Below are 15904 nucleotides of genomic sequence, written 5' to 3' on the forward strand. Positions count from 1 at the left end.
TCGGGGATGTGCAAACGCATCACGATGGCGGGTTGTTTGAAAGATGTTCCAGGAGGAAAAATGAAAAAATCAAAAGGCCTTGCCCTGATCGGCCTGTGGCTACTGCTGGTATCGCCCTTGGCGTCCCACGCTATTTCCGGCGTGTATGCGGGCGGGCCCGTCTATCAGAAACGGGATTACGCCATCGATGAGCTGAAATCGTCCGGGTTCACCCATGTCATCGTCTGGACCATTCATATCGAGGCGGACGGAAGTCTGGGATTCAATGCCGAGTTTCCGCTGGTGAAGGATGGCACCTATATCGGCGACCAGTCTTACCCACATTTCAGAAAGGATATCGCCTCGCTGAAAACCGGTGATACATCCATTGTCCGGGTCGAGTTTGGACTCAGCGGCTGGGGCTCAGGCACTTATGACAATGTGAGGGATTTGCTGGCGTGCGAAGAGAAGCACTGCGGCACAGGAAAGGAAAGCATCCTGTACCGGAATTTTCGCGCGTTGAGAGAGGCATTTCCCGCGGTGGATGCGCTGAACAATGATGACGAGGGTACTTACGATGTCGGCTCCGCGGTGCCATTCCATGTGATGTTGTCCGATGTCGGTTTCAAGACGGCGATAGTTCCCTATAAGAACAAAGATTTCTGGCAGTCCTTCGTCGAGGGAGTGAACTCGGCGCGCGGCGGCGCGGTGGATCTGAGCTACCTGCAGGTTTACGACGGCGGTTCCGCCAATAACCCCTGCAACTGGGACCTGGGTCTGCCGCTTGTTGCCGGGCTCTGGTCGCGGGAGGTTTCGCCGGCGCAATTGCAAAGCCGCCTGCAGAATTGGACGGAGTCGTGCGCCATAGAGGGCGGGTTTATGTGGCTCTACGATGAATTCAATAATTCGCCCGGGGTCGTATCTTACGCCGATGCCATCAATGCGGTGTTCGGCGGTGCGAATCCGCTCGGGAAATCATCTCGCGGCTCAGCCGGGGGGAGCTTCAAATCACCTTGACTGCGCGATGTTGCGCTGGGCGCCTTCGGGCGCCTTTTTTTTATTGAGTGGAAATTGTATGGCTGACATATGGCCTGACGGTCGGCAACCAGGGGAGCTGCGTAACAGCGCCAGTATCGTGGCAGTAAAGCTGTTGCCCGCGCCCGCGCCGCCGACCGGTTGCAATTCCGACCGGCGAACATGATGTTTACCGGCGGCAGTGGACCCTATGCCAGCCTTTGGCGATCACAAGGTCCAGCCCTTCCGATACTCCCGCGCCACAAATTGATTGGCCGGTTCGAAATTGCTGACGCGCATGGCCGCGTCGTCCCACAGCAGCTTCTGGCGTCCCGGGTTGCGGTAATGCTCGCCGTCGGTAACCCGTAGCTCGTAGCTGCGCACGCCCAGATTGCCCAGGAGGACCGTTTCGGTCAGCCGCCCGGCGTAATCGAAGGAGGCGCTGAGGTTGCGGTGGGCGCTGCTGCCGAAGCCTGCCTTGCAGGCTTGCGTCCAGGCCCTTTGGTGGCCGTTTTCCGGTAGCTCCGACTGCAGTTTGCTGTTGTCGGCGATGATCACCTCTCCGCTGTTGAGATAAAGCTTGGGGTGCATGCCGTAAAGGCCGCAGGTCATAACGCCCTTCTCCCCCCAGAGCATGGCGCCGTTGCGGCTGTCGTTGTCGCCCAACGGATGGTCGGCCGGAATCAGCGCCGGACGGAAGGGACGCATGCCGCCGTCGGTCCAGATAAGTTCCACCGGCTGAGGGTTTTTCTCGGTGGCGGCAAAGGTGTACTGGGTAGTGGAGGCCGCCGGGCAGGATTTGGGGTAGTAGTCGGGCTCCCAGTCACGGCTGTAGAGGCTGACGACACTGGACTCCACCGCCAGGACGCGATCCAGGCCCAGTACGCGAAAGGGGGGATCGATCAGGTGACAGCCCATATCGCCGAGGGCGCCGGTGCCGTAGTCCCACCAGCCGCGCCATTTGAACGGGTGGTAGCTGGGGTGGTAGTCGACGGCGGGAGCCGGCCCTATCCAGTGGTCCCAGGCCAAGCCGTCAATAGGCGCGACCCGCTCGGTGGGCGTGGCGATGCCCTGGGGCCAGACGGGGCGGTCTGTCCACACTTCCACCTTGTGCACGCGGCCGATGCGCCCGGCGTCAAACCACCACTGCATCAGTTTGACCCCCAGGCCCGATGCACCCTGGTTGCCCATCTGGGTGACCACCCGGTTGCGGCGGGCGGCCTCGGTTAGTGCGCGGACCTCGGCGATATTGTGCGCCATGGGCTTCTGAACATAGACGTGTTTACCGCGCTTTATGGCTGCCATGGCCAGCACGGCGTGGGTGTGATCGGGGGTGGAGATGGTGACCGCGTCGATATCCCTGACGGTATCGAACATGACGCGGTGGTCCTTGAAGCGCTGTGCCTTGGGGAATTGCTCAAACAGGGCGCGGGCGCTGTGCCAGTCCACATCGCAGATTGCGGCGATGCGGTTAGCGCCGCCGTTGTAGGCGTTTATGGCGTCGGAGTATCCCTTGCCGCCAGCGCCGATGACGGCGATATTGAGCTGATCGCTGGGGGCGGTAAAGCCTTTGCCGAGTACGTGGCGGGGTACGATTGTGAATGCGGCGGTACCGACCAGGCCTTTGAGGAATTGGCGGCGCGTGCGGGTATCGCTGTTTTTATTCTTGCCCATATTGGTCACCTGTCGGTTTCATCGAGTTCGCGCAACCACATGTTGCGAAAACTGACGGGATTGGAGTGGTCTTGCAATTTGATCGGTGCCTTGCCGTGGGGGCGGTAGTCGGGTTTGCCGACGTAAAGTGTCTCACCCTGTATTTCGACGTGGTCTTGAATCAGTACGCCGTTATGCAGCACGGTGATGTGCGCCGGGCTCAGGAGTTTGCCCGCGGCGTCGAAAGCCGGCGCCCGATAAACGGCATCGTAGGTCTGCCACTGGCCCGTTGGACGCATGGCATTGACCAGGGGCAAGTGCTGCTTGTAAATGCTGCCGGCCTGGCCATTGGCGTAGGTGCGGTTTTGGTAGGAGTCGAGTATCTGTAATTCGTAGCGGGATTGGAAAAACAGACCGCTGTTGCCCTTGTCCTGGCCGCTCTGCTCGGGTTCGGGTGGTGAGCGCCACTCGAGGTGAAGCTGCACGCTGCCATAGTCCCCGCGGGTAAGAATATCGCCGCTGCCGGGGACTACGGTAAGTACGCCATCGGCATAGTGCCAGCGGGCCGGGCCGCCTCCGGCGCTTTGCCAGCGCTCCAGGGATGCATCCTGGCCGATCAGGACTATCGCATCGGAAGGCGGTTCGACGGCCTCCCCCGGGGTCACGATGGAAGGTTCCGGATGCCAGACTTCGGTGTCCTCGGGCCTGGATGAGGAGGCGTAAGCGGTCAGCGCCAGCAGGGCAGACAAAATGGGTGCTCGTGCCAGATGAGGTACTGTCATATACCGTCCTTGGTGTTTAGCCGTGGAGAAGGCGTTTATTGAGTCATCGGATGAATCGCTCAATGTAACCGGTTACATTTGATCCTGCTATTGTTGTCACCTATGGTAGGGGAAGTCAAGAGGCGGCCACGCGCAGCCCTGATTTCGCATTCAGTACAGTAGGTCGTCAGATTCTGAAGAGGCTGAGCAGGGGTAAGAAAGATGGGAGTCAGCCTGCACTCGAATGAAAAACATCAGGCAGGAGTGCGTCGACCAGTGCTTTGATTTGATGAAACGAAAGAGAGCCTAACAAGTAACAGTCTTGAATCGTTCTACATAACGATTAACCAACCCTGTAGAAGGCTGATCATGTCAACAGTACAAGATGATCTTGATGCTTCTAAAGCAGAATTTTTATCAAGGTTAACTGAAAATAGATCTGGCATTTCGGTAAAGTTTGATGCTGTCTAATCCAGACAGGGCTATAAACTTTTCAAAAATCTGAAGTTCCTTTCTTTAATTTGTCTGCTTCAAATCGTATTTTTTTCTTTGGTGGTTAACGTCCAGCACAGCGACTAGCAAAGCTGCCATGTAATTGCGCAGCAATTTGAGTGACAGGTTTGGCAGTCCGTTGGTGCTGCAGGCAGCAACAGCCAGTACTGCGACAGCGGCGACCTGTGGGGGAAGGCTTCGCAAGGTTACTCTCGTTAAGGATTGCGGTTGCTGAGGTTTGGACAGCGTAACCGTTGAAGAGAGTGAATAGGGTTTAGGAGTGATAGCGGCGGCCTTGAGTAGCCTTTACTCGGGCAGTGGCCAGCCGCCCAGTTCCTGCCATTTGTTGACGATGCCACAGAACAGTTCGGCGGTTTTCTCGGCATCGTACTCGGCAGAGTGGGCGCTGCTGTTGTCGAATTCGATTCCGGCCACCTGGCAGGCCTTGGCCAGTACCGTCTGACCATAGGCGAGGCCGGCGAGGCTGGCGGTGTCGAAGCAGGAGAAGGGGTGGAAGGGGTTGCGCTTGATGCCACAGCGATCCACCGCGGCGTTGATAAAGCCGAGATCAAAGTGGGCGTTGTGGGCGACCACGATGGCGCGGGTGCAGCTGTGCTTTTTCACCGCGCTGCGGATCTTGCGGAGGAGCTCCGGCAGCGCGATTTCCTCCGGCCAGGCGTCGCGGTCCGGTGACTCGAGGTCGATACCGATAAAGTCCAGTGCCGACTGTTCCACATTGGCGCCCTCGAAGGGCTCCAGGTGGAAACTGTGGGTGGCCTCGGGAAACAGGACGCCGTTTTCATCCATATCCAGAATCACTGCGGAGATTTCCAGCAGGGCGTCGGTGCGCGCATTGAAGCCGCCGCTCTCCAGATCCACCACCACGGGCAGGAAGCCGCGAAATCGCTGGGCGAGGAGGCTTTTTGGTCCTGTAGGTTCTTCCGCGGGGGTCACTTGGGGTCCTTATTTGGCATGGTGTTCTGTTTGAGGTTTGGGGCGGCCCTGCTGCCGGTGGCCGTTTGCTCAACAGCCTCATCGGCAATTGTTTCACAAACGGCCCCCGGCATCAGGGCCTGCGCATTGAGCTTCCGTAATTCTTTCGAGACTCGATCAAACCAGTGACGGCGCTGATGGGCACGCTTCGCTTTGCCCATCCTAGGGATTTTTCCCTGTAGGAGCCTGCTTGCAGGCGAAAAAGAGCGGTGCTCCGCAGCCTTTCGCCTGCAAGCAGGCTCCTACAGCAAAATCCCAGTCGTTCGGGGTCCGCTCAAGCCAGTCGCCAGTTCAGTGTCTCGCCGGCGGCCAGTGGAATCAGCGGTTCGCCGCCCATATCCAGGCTCTGCGGCAGGGCCCAGGGCTGTTTCACCAGCGTAATGGTGTCCTCGTTGCGCGGCAGGCCGTAGAAGTCCGGGCCAAACTCGCTGGCGAAGCCCTCCAGTTTATCCAGTCTGCCCGCCCGCTCGAAGGCCTCCGCGTAGAGTTCGATGGCGGCGAAGGCGGTGTAGCAGCCGGCGCAGCCACAGGCGGTTTCTTTCTTGCCCTGGGCGTGGGGGGCAGAATCGGTGCCGAGGAAGAATTTGGGATTGCCGCTGGTGGCCGCCTCGATCAGTGCGGACTGGTGATAGCCGCGCTTCAGGATCGGCAGGCAGTAGTAGTGCGGGCGGATGCCGCCAACCAGCATGTGATTGCGGTTGTAGAGCAGGTGGTGTGCGGTGATGGTAGCGCCGACACCGTCGCGGGCATTTTGCACGAACTCGGCCGCATGTGCAGTGGTGATGTGTTCCAGCACGATCTTCAGGGTCGGGAAGTCTTCCACCAGACGCGACAGGGTCTTCTCGATAAACACCTGTTCGCGGTCGAAGATATCGATGTCGCTGGTGGTCACCTCGCCGTGCAGTAGCAGCTTCATGCCGCATTCCTGCATGGCTTCCAGCGCCGGATAGATATTGGTGATATCGGTGACGCCGGAATCGGAGTTGGTCGTGGCACCCGCGGGGTAGAGTTTGGCGGCGATGACGCCGGCCTCGTGGGCGAGCTTGACCACTTCGGCGTCGGTCCTGTCGGTGAGATAGATCACCATCAGCGGCTCGAAGGGGTTGCCCTCGGGAATCTGCTCGCGAATGCGCAGCTGGTAGAACAGTGCGTCTTCCGCGTCCACCACCGGCGGTACCAGGTTGGGCATGACAATGGCGCGGCGAAACTGGCGAGCCGCATCGCCGACGGTGCGCTCGAGGGCGGCGCCATCGCGCAGGTGAATATGCCAGTCGTCAGGGGCGCGAAGGGTGATTTGCTCCGTCATAGTACTTCACTAGTGGTCGCTGGTGGGTGGGGTTGCGGCGCGAATGCTACCCGATGCGCAGCCAAATTGCGACGCGCCTATTGTTTATAAAGTAGCCATATTCATCGGCAGACTCGTTGGCGCTAGTCGTTGGCGAGCTGAGGCGCTACAATCGCGCCCCGAAAAAGTACCGAGCGTACTAGTCCTGGGCACACTTCCAAGAATAACTCCCCCAGACCGACACCTAATTTCCGCGCCGCGACAACTGGCTTCGCAGCGTTTTGTAGTGGCGGCATACTCCCAGCAGAGGACAGCAATGAGCAAAATCGACAAGGTGGTACTGGCATATTCCGGCGGTCTGGATACCTCGGTGATTGTGCGATGGCTGCAGGAGACCTATGACTGTGAGGTGGTCACCTTCACTGCCGATATCGGTCAGGGTGAGGAAGTGGAGCCGGCCCGCGCCAAGGCCGAGGCCCTGGGTGTCAAGGAAATCTATATCGACGATCTGCGCGAAGAGTATGTGCGCGATTTTGTCTTCCCGATGTTTCGCGCCAACACCATCTATGAAGGTGAGTACCTGCTGGGCACGTCCATCGCCCGCCCGCTGATCGCCAAGCGCCTGATCGAGATTGCCAACGAGACCGGCGCTGACGCCATTTCCCATGGCGCCACCGGCAAGGGCAACGACCAGGTGCGTTTCGAACTGGGTGCCTATGCGCTGAAGCCGGGTATTCAGGTTATCGCCCCCTGGCGTGAGTGGGACCTGACTTCCCGCGAGAAGCTGATGCAGTACTGCGAGCAGCACAAGATACCGGTGGATTTTTCCTCCGGTAAGAAGAAGTCCCCTTATTCGATGGATGCCAACCTGCTGCATATCTCCTATGAGGGCGGCCTTCTCGAGGATCCCTGGGCCGAGGCCGAGGAAGACATGTGGCGCTGGAGTGTCAGCCCAGAGGCGGCACCGGACCAGGCGACCTATATCACCCTGACTTTTGAACAGGGCGATCCCGTGGCGATCGACGGCGAGCGCATGAGCCCCGCCACCCTGCTCGAAAAGTTGAACAAGCTTGGCGGTGCCAACGGCATCGGCCGCCTGGATATCGTCGAGAACCGCTATGTGGGCATGAAATCCCGCGGATGCTATGAGACACCCGGCGGCACCATCCTGCTGAAGGCGCGCCGCGCCATTGAGTCCATCACGCTGGATCGCGAAGTGGCGCATATGAAAGACGAGCTGATGCCGCGCTACGCCAAGCTGATCTACAACGGCTACTGGTGGTCGCCGGAGCGCCGCATGCTGCAGGCGGCTATCGACGAATCCCAGCAGGTGGTCAACGGTGAAGTGCGCCTGAAACTCTATAAAGGCAGTGTGAGTGCTGTGGGGCGCCGTTCTGCTGACAGTTTGTTCGATGAGCGCATCGCCACCTTCGAAGAAGATGCGGGCGCATACGACCAAAAAGACGCGGAGGGCTTCATCAAGCTGAATGCCTTGCGCCTGCGTATCGCCGCCGGCAAAGGCCGAAACTTGATTTAGATCAGTTGCCCCAGGCGAATGATGCGCTTAAATCGTCGCCCATTGGCTGGCGGGGGCTATCGTGAAGGCATATAGCCCAAATTTTATTGGCGGGCCCTGCTCGTTTTCTGGAATCGAATTTTAAAAAGCAACGGAAGTAACAAAATGACGACAACGGTGGCAAAGACCGGCCCTGTGCCGGACTATGACTACAACATCGTGCGCCAGTTCACCATTATGTCCGTGGTCTGGGGTATTGTTGGCATGGCCGTGGGCGTGCTTATCGCGGCGCAGCTGGCCTGGCCGGTGCTCAACGACATCTGGCAGCCTTTCACTCACTTTGGTCGCCTGCGCCCGCTGCACACTAATGCGGTGATTTTCGCTTTTGGTGGCAGCGTACTGTTCGCCACTTCTTACTACGTCGTGCAGCGCACGTGCCAGGCACCGCTGTGGGGCGGCTGGCTGATCCCCTTCACCTTCTGGGGTTGGCAGATTGTGATCGTCGGCGCCGCCATTACCCTGCCGCTGGGCTACACCTCCGCAAAAGAGTACGCGGAGCTGGAGTGGCCGCTCGATATCCTGATCGCACTGGTCTGGGTCGCCTACGCGCTGGTGTTCTTCGGCACTATTGCCAAGCGCAGAACTTCGCACATCTATGTGGCCAACTGGTTCTTTGGTGCCTATATCATCACCATCGCCGTACTGCATATCGTCAATAACCTGGAAGTTCCGGTCACCGCCTGGAAGTCTTACTCTATTTATTCCGGTACCAAGGACGCAATGATCCAGTGGTGGTACGGCCACAACGCCGTGGGCTTCTTCCTGACTGCGGCCTTCCTCGGCATCATGTATTACTTCGTGCCCAAGCAGGCCGGCCGTCCGGTTTACTCCTACCAGCTGTCCATCGTGCACTTCTGGGCGTTGATTTCCATTTACGTTTGGGCCGGTGGTCACCACCTGCACTACTCCGCGCTGCCGGACTGGACCCAGAGCCTGGCCATGGTGATGTCCGTCATTCTGCTGGCGCCGTCCTGGGGTGGCATGATCAACGGCATCATGACCCTGTCGGGTGCCTGGCATAAACTGCGCACCGACCCGACACTGCGCTTCCTGGTGGTATCCCTGTCCTTCTACGGCATGTCCACCTTCGAAGGCCCGATGATGTCCATCAAGACGGTCAATGCGCTGTCGCACAACACCGACTGGACTGTGGGCCACGTGCACTCCGGTGCGCTGGGCTGGGTAGCCATGATTTCCATCGGCGCTCTCTACCACCTGGTTCCGGTGCTGTGGAAGCGCAAGGAAATGTACAGCGTGAAACTGATCAACGCGCATTTCTGGCTGGCTACTGTAGGTACGGTACTGTACATCGCCGCCATGTGGGTGAACGGCATTACCCAGGGCCTGATGTGGCGCGCCTTCAATGCCGATGGCACCCTGACCTACAGTTTCGTCGAGAGTGTGATCGCCAGCCAACCGGGTTACGTGGTGCGCTGGATCGGCGGCGCTCTGTTCCTGCTGGGTATGCTGCTGATGGCTTATAACGTGTTCCGCACCATCACTGACGATACCGAGGAAACCGCCGAGCGCGGCGAAGACAAAGCTGCGGCGCAAGCTGTTTAGGAGGTCAGATCGTGAAAAACCATGACATCGTAGAAAAAAATATCGGTCTGATGATTTTCTTCATCATCATCGCAATCAGCTTTGGTGCCCTGGTGGAGATCGTCCCGCAGTTCTTTACCAAGGAAAACAATGAGCCCATCGCCGGCCTGAAACCGTTGGCCGCGGTGGAGCTCGAGGGGCGCGATATCTATATTCGCGAGGGCTGCCACGTCTGTCACACCCAGATGATTCGTCCGCTGCGCGCCGAGGTGGAGCGTTACGGCCACTACTCCATGTCGCAGGAGTTTGTGTATGAGCACCCGTTCCTGTGGGGCTCCAAGCGCACCGGCCCGGACCTGGCCCGTGTCGGTGGCCGCTACTCCGACGAGTGGCAGCGCGCGCATTTGTACAACCCGCGCAGCGTAGTGCCGGAATCCATCATGCCGGCCTACCCGTGGCTGTTTGACAATGTGGTGACCGGTGAGCATACCGCCAGAAAAATGCAGGCTCTGCGCGCAGTCGGCGTACCTTATACCGACGAAGATATCGCCAATGCCTCCAAGCCGTTCGTCGGCGGCAAGGTGAAAGAGATTGATGCGCTGGTGGCCTACCTGCAACAGCTGGGCACCCTGGTGCAGCAGAAGCGCTAGCGGAGAAGGGCACTCGTGGATATCAATATTTTACGGCAGATAGGTGTAGTCCTTGGGGCCGTGGCTTTCCTGGCTATCTGCTGGTGGGCCTTCTCCCCCAAGCGCAAGAAGCGCTTTGAAGAAGACGCCCGACTGCCGTTTGCCGATGAGGAGCCACCGGCCGAGGACAGCACGTCGGCTGCTCGCGAGGACGAATCCAAATCCGGGAAAGAATCCGGAACGAAACAAAAACAGGGGCAGGACAAGCAATGAGTACATTCTGGAGTTTGTGGGTAATTGTGCTCACCCTCGCCAATCTGGCGCTGATTACCTGGGTACTGTTCGCCAACCGCAAAGTGGCTTTGGACGACCAGGCTGAACCGGAAAACAATACGACCGGTCACGTTTACGACGGTATCGAGGAATACGACAACCCGCTGCCAAAGTGGTGGTTTTATCTGTTCGTTGCCACGCTGCTGTTCACCGCCGTTTATCTGGCGGTTTACCCGGGACTGGGCAACTTCAAGGGCTTCGGTGGCTGGACCCAAGTTAACCAGCTGGAGGCCCAGCAGGCCAAGGCGGAGGCGAAGTTCGACGAGACTTTCGGTCAGTATGTGGATATGCCGATTGAACAGATCGCGCAGAACCGCGAAGCACTGAAAATGGGCGCGCGCATTTTTGCCAACAACTGCGCTGTCTGTCACGGCGCGGATGGCGGCGGCAACTTCGGTTTCCCGAACCTGACCGACAATGACTGGCTGTACGGCGGCACGCCGGAGAAAATCCTTGAGACTCTTCACAATGGTCGCCAAGGTATGATGCCCCCGCAGGGACCGGTGATCGGTGAAGAGGGCGTGAAGAACGCTGCTGAATATGTGCTCGCACTGAACGGCCTCGAGCACAACGCAGAGATGGCGGCTGAAGGGCAGAAGGTTTTCGGTACCGTGTGCATGGCCTGTCACGGCATGGACGGCAAGGGTAACCAGGCCCTTGGCGCCCCCAACCTGACCAACAATATCTGGCTCTATGGCGGCAACCGCGAGCAGATCCAACACACTATCCGCGGCGGCCGCCAAAACGTGATGCCGGCGCAGAAGGATATGTTGCGCGAAGACAAGATCCGCCTCGTTGCGGCCTATGTCTACAGCCTCTCCCGTCAGGAAGACGAACAACAGTAATCATACCTAGGGCCCGGCATCGCCGGGCCTGTCAGGAATCGGGCGCTGCAGGGACGAAGAAAAAAAGCCTCATAGTTTGGCCAAACAACGGTACCCGGGCACAGCGAGCGCCCGCGTATAAGTGAGGTTTTTGTGAGTGATTTGATTCCGACCCGCGAAGAGCAGGAAGGCGATGGCGAAGTGCGCTATCGCATGCTCTACGAATCTGACGATAAGATCTATATTCGCCACATTCAGGGCGTCTATACCCGTATCCGGAAATATACCGGGCTGCCGCTGCTACTGGCCTTTTTCTTTATCCCCTGGCTGAACATCGAGGGACGCCAGGCGGTTCTGTTTGATTTGCCCGCGCGTAAATTCCATATCCTCTGGACTACTTTCGCTCCCCAGGACGGTTTCCTGCTCGCCTGGCTGCTGATCATTGCAGCCTTCGCGCTGTTCGCGGTAACGACCTGGCTCGGCCGGGTTTGGTGCGGCTTTACCTGCCCGCAGACGGTATGGACGATGATGTTTATCTGGGCGGAGCGCGTCTGTGAGGGCGATCGCAACAAGCGCATGAAACTGGATGCGGCCCCCTGGAGTGTGGAGAAAGTGCTCCGCAAGGGCGGTACGCATGCGATCTGGCTGTTTATTTCCCTCGCCACGGCCCTGGCGTTCGTCGGATATTTTTACGGAATCCGCGACCTGGTGGTGGATCTTGCCAGCTTCAATGCGCATCCGCAGGGCGCCTTCTGGGTCGCGTTCTTCACTTTTGCCACCTACATGAACGCCGGTTTCCTGCGCGAGCAGGTGTGCAAATACATGTGTCCCTATGCACGCTTCCAGTCGGTGATGTACGACCAGGACACCCTTGCTGTCCACTACGATGCCAAGCGCGGCGAAACCCGCGGGCCGCGCAAGAAAGGTATCGATTACCGCGCCGAGGGCATGGGCGACTGTATCGATTGTTACTGGTGTGTGCAGGTTTGCCCGGTGGACATCGATATCCGCGATGGTATGCAATACGAGTGCATCAACTGCGGCTTGTGTGTCGATGCCTGCAACAGCGTCATGGACAAGATGAGCTACCCCCGCGGCCTTATCCGCTTCACCTCTGAGGATGAGCTCGAGACGGGCAAGACCAATTATCTGCGTCCGCGCCTGTTCGGTTATGCGTTTGTGTTGCTGGCAATGACGGGACTGTTTGCGCAGCAGGTCATTACCCGCAGCCCGATCGAGGCCGAAGTACTGCGCGATCGCGGTGCGCGCATGTACCGGGAATCCCAGGGACTGATTCAGAATGTGTACACGATAAAGATCAACAATATGGATCAGGCGGCGCATGAATTTTCGATCAGCGTAGAAGGCGAGCCCGGCCATGAATACTCGCTGCGCAAGCCCAAAGAGATTTATCTGCAGGCCGGCGAGATCTACGCGGTGCCGATTCGCGTCAGCGTGCCCAAGGAACAGCTGACATCGACCAAGCACGATATCTATATCGTCGTGCAGGCTGAGGACAAGCCGGAACTGATGGATAGGCACAAAACGGTGTTTATCGGTCCAAAGCAATAGCAGGGCTTTTTTACATAAAATGACGCGACGGCTCTGTATATCAGGGCCGTTGCCGCGCTCATAGAAACGCGCATAGATTTTGGTATTGCAATGAACGAACAAACCTCAAAGCCCTGGTATCGGGAAGCCTGGGCCTGGATGGTGCTGGCGCCCCTGGTCCTGGTAGTGCTGGTTTCGGCGGTTATGGTATCCATGGCCGTGCGTCACGCGGATGACACCGTCAGTGACACCTATTACAAAGACAGCCGCATGTACCATTTCACGGCCGACCAGGATCACCGCGCGCAGGCACTGGGGCTGGCGGCCATGGTGCAATTTCAGCGCACTGATAATTCAGTAAACCTGGAGCTGAATGGGGAGCTGGCTTATCCTCGACAGTTGCTGCTGACCATGAGTCACCCGGTGGAGGCCGATTTGGATCGCCATATCGTGCTGTCACAGGTGTCGGCCGGACGCTATAGCGGCTCCGTGCCCGGTAATCTGGAGCACCGCTGGTATCTGCGTTTGATGCCAGAGTTGGACCCGCAGCAGCATCAGAAAGCGGAGTGGCGTCTCAAAGGAGAGATCAATTTCGATCTGGGCGAAGCCGCGCCGCTGAATCCCGCCAGCCAATGAAGAGCCCCCTTTTCTCACAGTCCTCCTACTGCGGCGGCCCCAGGGCACGCCCCGGCAGGCTTTCGCTCGGTCGGAGTGCTCAATGTAATGGCGAATACACCTGCGCGCTCCTCGATCGCGAAAGCCAGCCATGCCACGCCCTGGAACCACCTCGCTACGGAGATCTGTGAAAAATGGGGGCTGATTCCTGTTTTCACTGCGGCCTGCCGGTACCCGCGGGCAGCAACCATTCGGTGCGGATTGACGGTGCGGAGCGAGCCATGTGCTGTCCGGGCTGTGAGGCTGTGGCCGGGGCCATCGTCGCCGGCGGCCTGGATAACTTTTACCGCTATCGGGACAGCAGCAGCGAGCGGCCCGATGAAACATCTCACCAGCCCGACCGCTGGAGTGCCTACGACCTGCCCGAGGTGCAGCAGCAGTATGTGCGCGACTGGAATGCCGAGCGAAAGCTCGCCAGCCTGCTGATCGGCGGCATCAGCTGTGCTGCCTGTGTCTGGCTGATCGAAAAACACCTGGGCCAATTGACCGGCGTAGAGAAGGTATCGGTCAATGCCAGCACCCAGCGGGCGCAAATCTGTTTCGATCCGGCGGAAATACAGCCGAGCCGCCTGTTCGCGGAACTCGAGCGCATCGGTTATCGACCGGCGCCGGCTACCGCATCCAACAGCGAAGGGATGATTCAGCGGGAACATCGCGCCGCGCTGCGTCGCCTGGGTGTTGCAGGGCTTGGCACCATGCAGGTAATGATGTTCGCCATCGCCCTCTATTTCGGTGGCAGCAGTGGTATCGACGGAGAATTTGAACGCTATCTGCGCTGGGTGTCCCTGATCGTTGCGACGCCGGTGGTCTTCTACGCTGCGCGCCCATTCTTTTCCGCGGCGCTGCGCAGTCTGCGCGCGCGCCACCTGAGTATGGATGTGCCCGTGTCGCTGGCGATCGGGCTCGCCTACACCGCCAGTTTCTACGCCACGGTGTTTGACACCGGCGAGGTGTATTTCGAATCCATTTCCATGTTCACTTTTTTCCTGTTGCTCGGTCGCACTGTCGAGATGCGCGCGCGCCACCGCGCCGGTCTCGCCAGTGGCGGCCTGGCGCAGCTGCTGCCATTGACCGCGACGAGGATCGACGGCGCCGACATCAGTAATGTGCCGGTCGCGGCGCTGGCCGTCGGTGATCGAATTCTGCTGCGACCCGGTGACACGGTTCCGGCCGACGGAGAAGTCATCGAGGGGGAGAGCGGTGTGGATGAGTCGCTGCTCAGCGGCGAAGCGGCGCTGCAGCAGAAAGTTGTCGGCAGTACGGTGTACGCCGGCAGTGTCAACGGCGATTCGACTTTGAAAGTTCGTATCACCGCCGCCGGGCAATCGACTCGGCTGTCGGCGATTGAGCGCCTGGTGGAAAGGGCGCAGCTGGAAAAGCCGCAGCAAGTAGCGCTGGCAGATCGCGTAGCCGGTACCTTTGTCGGCCTGGTGCTGCTGGCAGCACTCGCCGCCTTTGCGGTCTGGTGGCAGATCGATTCGGCGCGCGCCTTCTGGGTGGCGCTGTCGGTGCTGGTGGTGACCTGTCCCTGTGCCTTGTCGCTGGCGACTCCGGCGGCACTGGCGTCGGCGACGCTGCGCCTGCAGCAGATGGGACTCCTGGTGGCCAGTGGCAATCTGCTCGAGACCCTGCCGCGCATCAATCGCATCGTGTTCGACAAGACCGGTACGCTGACCCGCGGCGAGCCGCGCATCCTGCAGATTGAATTGCTGCGCGACGGCTGGAATACGCAGCGGGTAAAGGATGTGGCGGCAGCGCTGGAGTCGCAGACGAATCATCCACTGGCGCGGGCATTCCGGGCCTGGCGCGGCAATCTGCTCGCGCGCGAGCTGAAAGTGCACACTGGCCGCGGCCTGGAAGGTGTTATTGACGGCGTTTGCTATCGCTTCGGTCGCGCCGATTTTGCGATCGAGACAGAGGCGCGAATTCCACTGGGTGAGGGGCAGTGGCTGCTGTTGGCGGACAGCGATGGCCCCGTTGCCTGGATTGCCCTGGGAGATGAACTGCGACCTTCCGCCGGCGCTGCGGTGGCCCAGCTGGAAGGCAGTGCACTGCAAGTGGAACTGCTGAGCGGTGATCAGTCCGCCGAAGTGGCGCGTCTCGCCGGCGCTGCCGGAATAGCGCAGTTCCGTGCTGGCACCTCGCCTGAAGATAAGCTCGCCCACCTGCAACAGCTGCAGGGCGGTGGTCAGAAAGTGCTGATGGTTGGCGACGGCCTCAACGATGTGCCGGTTCTGTCTGGCGCCGATGCATCGGTGGCGATGATGTCCGCTGCCGACCTGGCCCAGTCCCGGGCGGATGCCATATTGCTGAACGGCGATCTCACCGTATTGCCCCGGGCTATTGCCCTTGCATATAAGGCGCGCCAAATTGTCCGGCAAAACCTCGCCTGGGCACTGGGGTACAATGCGCTGGCACTCCCGCTGGCAGTCTGCGGGCTTGTGCCCCCCTGGGCCGCGGCGATCGGCATGTCGATCAGCTCGCTGATCGTGGTCCTGAACGCGATGCGTCTCTCCAGAGGAGAGGCTGGTACGACTGCCGCTGGCGAACCGATGCCGGCGGCGGGCGCCCCCGCGGAGCAGAATAGCTGGAGTTAA

General features: G+C 59.4%; 14 protein-coding genes. 9 read left to right on the top strand and 5 right to left on the bottom strand.

The window, feature by feature from the left end; all coding sequences use genetic code 11:
• The first annotated feature begins 6 nt into the window (after window positions 1-6).
• The gene (locus BUC36_RS17765; RefSeq protein ID WP_143187041.1) at window positions 7-996 is read left to right on the top strand and encodes a hypothetical protein; all 990 of its coding nucleotides are present in this window, start codon (window positions 7-9) and stop codon (window positions 994-996) included.
• A 225-nt stretch (window positions 997-1221) separates the two neighbouring features.
• On the opposite strand, the gene BUC36_RS17770 is transcribed toward BUC36_RS17765, so the two are convergent.
• The 5 genes from BUC36_RS17770 to pyrC all read right to left on the bottom strand — a co-directional run bounded on the left by BUC36_RS17770 (window position 1222) and on the right by pyrC (window position 6198).
• A complete protein-coding gene (locus BUC36_RS17770; RefSeq protein WP_073277775.1) occupies window positions 1222-2667 on the bottom strand; it encodes a Gfo/Idh/MocA family protein in 1446 nt (481 codons plus the stop codon).
• 5 nt (window positions 2668-2672) lie between these two features.
• Window positions 2673-3428, bottom strand: coding sequence for a 3-keto-disaccharide hydrolase (locus tag BUC36_RS17775; protein WP_073277717.1), 756 nt, complete (start codon window positions 3426-3428; stop codon window positions 2673-2675).
• Between the two features lie 777 nt (window positions 3429-4205).
• The gene (gene rnt, locus BUC36_RS17780; protein WP_073277719.1) at window positions 4206-4853 is read right to left on the bottom strand and encodes a ribonuclease T; all 648 of its coding nucleotides are present in this window, start codon (window positions 4851-4853) and stop codon (window positions 4206-4208) included.
• Window positions 4850-5053 carry a hypothetical protein gene (locus BUC36_RS17785; RefSeq protein ID WP_073277721.1) on the bottom strand — a complete coding sequence of 68 codons (204 nt, stop codon included), beginning with the start codon at window positions 5051-5053 and terminating at the stop codon, window positions 4850-4852. The genes rnt and BUC36_RS17785 overlap by 4 nt, the downstream gene beginning before the upstream one ends.
• A gap of 113 nt (window positions 5054-5166) precedes the next feature.
• On the bottom strand, window positions 5167-6198 hold the full coding sequence (gene pyrC / locus BUC36_RS17790; protein ID WP_073277723.1) for a dihydroorotase: 1032 nt from the start codon (window positions 6196-6198) through the stop codon (window positions 5167-5169).
• A 295-nt stretch (window positions 6199-6493) separates the two neighbouring features.
• Here pyrC and BUC36_RS17795 point away from each other — a divergent pair, with 295 nt between their 5' ends.
• The 8 genes from BUC36_RS17795 (at window position 6494) to BUC36_RS17830 (ending at window position 15904) form a co-directional block, all read left to right on the top strand.
• Complete coding sequence (locus BUC36_RS17795) at window positions 6494-7714, top strand: argininosuccinate synthase (RefSeq protein WP_073277725.1); 1221 nt, start codon at window positions 6494-6496, stop codon at window positions 7712-7714.
• A gap of 144 nt (window positions 7715-7858) precedes the next feature.
• Window positions 7859-9316, top strand: a complete 1458-nt coding sequence (ccoN, locus tag BUC36_RS17800; RefSeq protein WP_073277727.1) for a cytochrome-c oxidase, cbb3-type subunit I — start codon at window positions 7859-7861, stop codon at window positions 9314-9316.
• Window positions 9317-9327: 11 nt separating this feature from the next.
• Window positions 9328-9945, top strand: a complete 618-nt coding sequence (gene ccoO / locus BUC36_RS17805; protein ID WP_073277729.1) for a cytochrome-c oxidase, cbb3-type subunit II — start codon at window positions 9328-9330, stop codon at window positions 9943-9945.
• 15 nt (window positions 9946-9960) lie between these two features.
• A complete protein-coding gene (locus tag BUC36_RS17810) occupies window positions 9961-10197 on the top strand; it encodes a CcoQ/FixQ family Cbb3-type cytochrome c oxidase assembly chaperone (RefSeq protein ID WP_073277731.1) in 237 nt (78 codons plus the stop codon).
• Window positions 10194-11102 (top strand): cytochrome-c oxidase, cbb3-type subunit III, encoded by a 909-nt coding sequence (gene ccoP, locus BUC36_RS17815; protein WP_200797315.1) that lies wholly within the window; start codon window positions 10194-10196, stop codon window positions 11100-11102. Before BUC36_RS17810 ends, ccoP begins: the two co-directional genes overlap by 4 nt.
• 132 nt (window positions 11103-11234) lie before the next feature.
• A complete protein-coding gene (ccoG, locus tag BUC36_RS17820; protein ID WP_073277733.1) occupies window positions 11235-12653 on the top strand; it encodes a cytochrome c oxidase accessory protein CcoG in 1419 nt (472 codons plus the stop codon).
• Window positions 12654-12743: 90 nt separating this feature from the next.
• A complete protein-coding gene (locus tag BUC36_RS17825) occupies window positions 12744-13268 on the top strand; it encodes a FixH family protein (protein WP_073277735.1) in 525 nt (174 codons plus the stop codon).
• A gap of 173 nt (window positions 13269-13441) precedes the next feature.
• Window positions 13442-15904 (top strand): heavy metal translocating P-type ATPase, encoded by a 2463-nt coding sequence (locus tag BUC36_RS17830; RefSeq protein ID WP_073277737.1) that lies wholly within the window; start codon window positions 13442-13444, stop codon window positions 15902-15904.

The organism is Microbulbifer donghaiensis (assembly GCF_900129095.1).
GTDB classification, from domain to species: Bacteria; Pseudomonadota; Gammaproteobacteria; order Pseudomonadales; family Cellvibrionaceae; genus Microbulbifer; species Microbulbifer donghaiensis.